The organism is Gilliamella sp. B2911 (assembly GCF_026536965.1).
Classification (GTDB): Bacteria; Pseudomonadota; Gammaproteobacteria; order Enterobacterales; family Orbaceae; genus Gilliamella; species Gilliamella apicola_E.
Genome location: NZ_JAFNNA010000023.1, coordinates 1 through 3,786, shown reverse-complemented (window position 1 = coordinate 3,786; position 3,786 = coordinate 1). Strand labels below are relative to the sequence as shown.

Here is a 3,786-nt window from a genome sequence, read left to right as displayed (position 1 = left end):
TTGATAGAATGGAACGACGCTTAAGAAATGAATTTAGACATGCCTTGGCGGTAAATTTAATTACACAAGAACAACATGACAACTATTTGCAGGAGCTTAATGAATTAACGTCTTATATTTATGAAAAATATAAAGATGACCCAAGTTTTTATCCAGATGATTGGGATAAAATTAATGACTATTATGAAAAAATCATTGGATTGGATTTTGTTCGTAGTCGGACAAAAGAGGGGTTAGAAGATGACTGGCTTATCGAGATGTAAATGATGACAGCAGACAATGCTAATCAGCTTTTCGAGCAGATACAGCAAACTGATGATAATCAAAGGATTTCGAACTTTACACAAACTAATGCAAACTTTCCCAAAAAACCTTATACTCAAGAAATATATCAAGTAGAGTGGTTATATAAAAAAGGACATCAAAAAGGATTTTCAGAGACTCGCTGGTTAACTGAGGATGAAATACAGGTAAATAATTTACAAATAAAACCGGATGAGAAAGATAACTTTTTTGAAAGTGATTTATATAAAGATAATGAGAAATTACGAAATATTAAATTTTATAATGTAGAACAACTGGATAAAGCTTCCTTTGATAAACTTCCGCTTGAAATTAAGCCAGAAAAACAGTGGCAGGAAAATTTAAAAGTCGAGCAATTTATATCAAGTCAGGGGGTTAAGGTTTTACATAACAGCCCGTCAAATCCTCGTTATGATCCCAAATCACATAGCCCGATAAATCCCAGTATAAGACTGCCGAAGGATACTATAACGATATCTTTCATGAAATCTGGCATTCAACCAGTCGGGAATTGGAGCGAACACCAACAACACCTGTGCAAGTAATAAATTTTTTCAAACGAGATGAATTAGTCGCCGAAACTTCAGCAATAAAGCTCTGTGAATTAACGAATGTTAATAGTAATAAAACCAATAATTTATCTTATTTAAAAGAGTTTTTGTGCAAATTTGGGGACGATAAAGATGTTCAGAAGGCAGAGTTAAGCAAGGCATTGACTGAGTCGGATAAAGTATTGTCATTAACCAAAAGTAAATATTTAACGGCTAAAAAACAGCACGCGACAATATCAAGCAAAATGTTAAACCAGACATTAGATACTCCAGGAAAAAATTTAGCAGAAAAACCTATTATTGATCAGATAATAACATCGCAAGATATGGAGTTGGGAGATTAAACGATAAATTATCGTCACAATCACTTAATCGGAATTCACTCTTTAATTTTTGTACACATTGTTATTTACTTTTTATGTTAATAATTGAACAGTGTTGATAATGTCAATAGCAAAGCAGAGGTTGCAGTCTCGCAGTGAGCGAGCATTTTACACAGTGACCTATTCACAACTCACCTAATTTTATACTTTAGGACAGGTGGAAAGGAACGTATAGCGAGCCTTTCCGCTTGGACGCTCCCAAAAATTTGTTTATAATTCAGCCGTTAATATCACCAAAACTGCCTAAGGAGAACAGTATGAGGGACCAAAAAGAGCGAGTTTACAGTATCGAAAGATTGACTAAAAATGAATTCAGACATGCTTTGGCGGTAAATTTAATTACACAAGAACAACATGACAAATATCTGCAGGAACTCAATGAATTAACGTCTTATATTTATGAAAAATATAAAGATAGTTTAGCTTTTTACGATGAAGATTGGATTAAAATCAATGACTATTATGAAAAAATTGTAGCCTTAGATTTTATCAGAGATTATACAAAAGAAGATTTAGAAGATATTTGGCTTATCGAGATGTAAATGATGAAATCCCCCGTAAGGAATACAGTATGCGAGACCAAAAAGAACGCGTTGAAACAATTGAAAGTACCATGAAAAATGAGTTTGAGTACGCATTAGAAATAAATTTAATTACACAAGAACAACACGATAATTATCTGCAGGAGCTTAATGAATTAACGTCTTATATTTATGAAAGATATAAAGATAGTTTTACTTTTCGTGCTGAAGATTGGCGTAAAATCAATAACTACTATGAAAAAATTGTAGCCTTAGATTTTATCAGAGATTATACAAAAGAAGATTTAGAAGATATTTGGCTTATCGAGATGTAAATGATGAAATCCCCCGTAAGGAATACAGTATGCGAGACCAAAAAGAACGCGTTGAAACAATTGAAAGTACCATGAAAAATGAGTTTGAGTACGCATTAGAAGTAAATTTAATTACACAAGAACAACATGACAACTATCTGCAGGAGCTCAATAAATTAACGTCTTACATTTATGAAAAATATAAAGATGACCCAAGTTTTTATCCAGATGATTGGGATAAGATAAATAATTACTATGAAAAAATTGTAGCCTTAGATTTTGTGCGTAATCGAACTAAAGAAAATTTAGAATATTCCTGGCTAATTGAGATGTAATAATGAAACTTGATAATTTAGATAATCTCTTTGAGCAGATAGAGCAGACAACTAAAAGTCAGCGGGTTTCAAATTTTAATCTAACTAATGCCAATCACCCTAAAAACCCCTATACCCAAGAAGTGTATCAAGCTAATTATGTTAATACTTGAATAGTATTGATAATGTCAATAGCAAAGCGAAAGTCGCAGTCACACAGTTAGCGAGCCTTTCTGCTTGGATGCCCTAAAAAATTTGGTTATAATTCAGCCGTTAATATCACCAAAACTACTTAAGGAGGATGGTATGCGGGACCAAAAAGAACGAGTTTACAGTATTGAAAGATTAACAAGAAATGAGTTTGAGTACGCATTAGAATTAAACTTAATTACACAAGAACAACATGACAACTATCTGCAGGAACTCAATGAATTAACATCTTATATTTATGAAAAATATAAAGATAGTTTAGCTTTTTACGATGAAGATTGGATTAAAATCAATGACTATTATGAAAAAATTGTAGCCTTAGATTTTGTTAGAGATTATATAAAAGAAGGGTTAGAAGACAGTTGGCTTATTGAGATGTAAATAATGAAAGTAGATAATATTATTCAACTTTTCAAGCAGATACAGAGGGTTGATAATCAAGGTACTTCGAATTTTGCACAAACCAATGCAACCCCCAAAAAAATTTGGTTATAATTCAGCCGTTAATATCACCAAAACTGCCTAAGGAGAACAGTATGAGGGACCAAAAAGAGCGAGTTTACAGTATCGAAAGATTGACTAAAAATGAATTCAGACATGCTTTGGCGGTAAATTTAATTACACAAGAACAACATGATAATTATCTGCAGGAGCTTAATGAATTAACGTCTTATATTTATGAAAGATATAAAGATAGTTTTACTTTTCGTGCTGAAGATTGGCGTAAAATCAATAACTACTATGAAAAAATTGTAGCCTTAGATTTTGTTAGAGGCTATATAAAAGAAGGGTTGGAAGACAGTTGGCTTATCGAGATGTGAATGATGAAATCCCCCTAAGGAGTGCAGTATGCGAGACCAAAAAGAACGAGTGAAAACAATTGAAAGCATTATGAAAAATGAATTCAGACATGCTTTGGCGGTAAATTTAATTACACAAGAACAACATGATAATTATCTGCAGGAGCTCAATAAATTAACGTCTTACATTTATGAAAAATATAAAGATGACCCAAGTTTTTATCCAGATGATTGGGATAAGATAAATAATTACTATGAAAAAATAGTAGCCTTAGATTTTGTGCGTAATCGAACTAAAGAAAATCTAGAATATTCCTGGCTAATTGAGATGTAATAATGAAACTTGATAATTTAGATAATCTCTTTGAGCAGATAGAGCAGACAACTAAA

At 32.2% G+C, this 3,786-nt stretch carries 9 protein-coding genes; all 9 read left to right on the top strand.

The window, feature by feature from the left end; translation table 11 throughout:
- A partial coding sequence (locus tag J3U27_RS11505; RefSeq protein ID WP_267331134.1) for a hypothetical protein occupies positions 1–263 on the top strand: 263 nt, incomplete at its 5' end.
- The gene (locus J3U27_RS11500) at positions 264–848 is read left to right on the top strand and encodes a hypothetical protein (RefSeq protein WP_267377496.1); all 585 of its coding nucleotides are present in this window, start codon (positions 264–266) and stop codon (positions 846–848) included. It abuts the gene before it with no gap.
- Positions 779–1,198, top strand: a complete 420-nt coding sequence (locus J3U27_RS11495) for a hypothetical protein (protein ID WP_324170015.1) — start codon at positions 779–781, stop codon at positions 1,196–1,198. Before J3U27_RS11500 ends, J3U27_RS11495 begins: the two co-directional genes overlap by 70 nt.
- 296 nt (positions 1,199–1,494) lie before the next feature.
- Positions 1,495–1,779 carry a hypothetical protein gene (locus J3U27_RS11490; protein ID WP_267377495.1) on the top strand — a complete coding sequence of 95 codons (285 nt, stop codon included), beginning with the start codon at positions 1,495–1,497 and terminating at the stop codon, positions 1,777–1,779.
- A 29-nt stretch (positions 1,780–1,808) separates the two neighbouring features.
- On the top strand, positions 1,809–2,093 hold the full coding sequence (locus J3U27_RS11485) for a hypothetical protein (RefSeq protein WP_267343384.1): 285 nt from the start codon (positions 1,809–1,811) through the stop codon (positions 2,091–2,093).
- Between the two features lie 29 nt (positions 2,094–2,122).
- Positions 2,123–2,407 carry a hypothetical protein gene (locus J3U27_RS11480; protein ID WP_267377493.1) on the top strand — a complete coding sequence of 95 codons (285 nt, stop codon included), beginning with the start codon at positions 2,123–2,125 and terminating at the stop codon, positions 2,405–2,407.
- 285 nt (positions 2,408–2,692) lie between these two features.
- The gene (locus tag J3U27_RS11475) at positions 2,693–2,977 is read left to right on the top strand and encodes a hypothetical protein (protein WP_267377492.1); all 285 of its coding nucleotides are present in this window, start codon (positions 2,693–2,695) and stop codon (positions 2,975–2,977) included.
- A 155-nt stretch (positions 2,978–3,132) separates the two neighbouring features.
- Entirely contained in the window at positions 3,133–3,417 is a 285-nt protein-coding gene (locus tag J3U27_RS11470; protein ID WP_267377491.1) for a hypothetical protein, read from the top strand.
- Positions 3,418–3,445: 28 nt separating this feature from the next.
- A complete protein-coding gene (locus J3U27_RS11465; RefSeq protein WP_267377490.1) occupies positions 3,446–3,730 on the top strand; it encodes a hypothetical protein in 285 nt (94 codons plus the stop codon).
- Positions 3,731–3,786: the final 56 nt, after the last annotated feature.

What these genes read in the sequence shown, in the direction of transcription:
- J3U27_RS11490 (WP_267377495.1), top strand. Translation starts at nt 1,495, where the DNA reads ATGAGGGACCAAAAAGAGCGAGTTTACAGTATCGAAAGATTGACTAAA.
- J3U27_RS11465 (WP_267377490.1), top strand. Translation starts at nt 3,446, where the DNA reads ATGCGAGACCAAAAAGAACGAGTGAAAACAATTGAAAGCATTATGAAA.
- J3U27_RS11470 (WP_267377491.1), top strand. Translation starts at nt 3,133, where the DNA reads ATGAGGGACCAAAAAGAGCGAGTTTACAGTATCGAAAGATTGACTAAA.
- J3U27_RS11480 (WP_267377493.1), top strand. Translation starts at nt 2,123, where the DNA reads ATGCGAGACCAAAAAGAACGCGTTGAAACAATTGAAAGTACCATGAAA.
- J3U27_RS11500 (WP_267377496.1), top strand. Translation starts at nt 264, where the DNA reads ATGATGACAGCAGACAATGCTAATCAGCTTTTCGAGCAGATACAGCAA.
- J3U27_RS11485 (WP_267343384.1), top strand. Translation starts at nt 1,809, where the DNA reads ATGCGAGACCAAAAAGAACGCGTTGAAACAATTGAAAGTACCATGAAA.
- J3U27_RS11475 (WP_267377492.1), top strand. Translation starts at nt 2,693, where the DNA reads ATGCGGGACCAAAAAGAACGAGTTTACAGTATTGAAAGATTAACAAGA.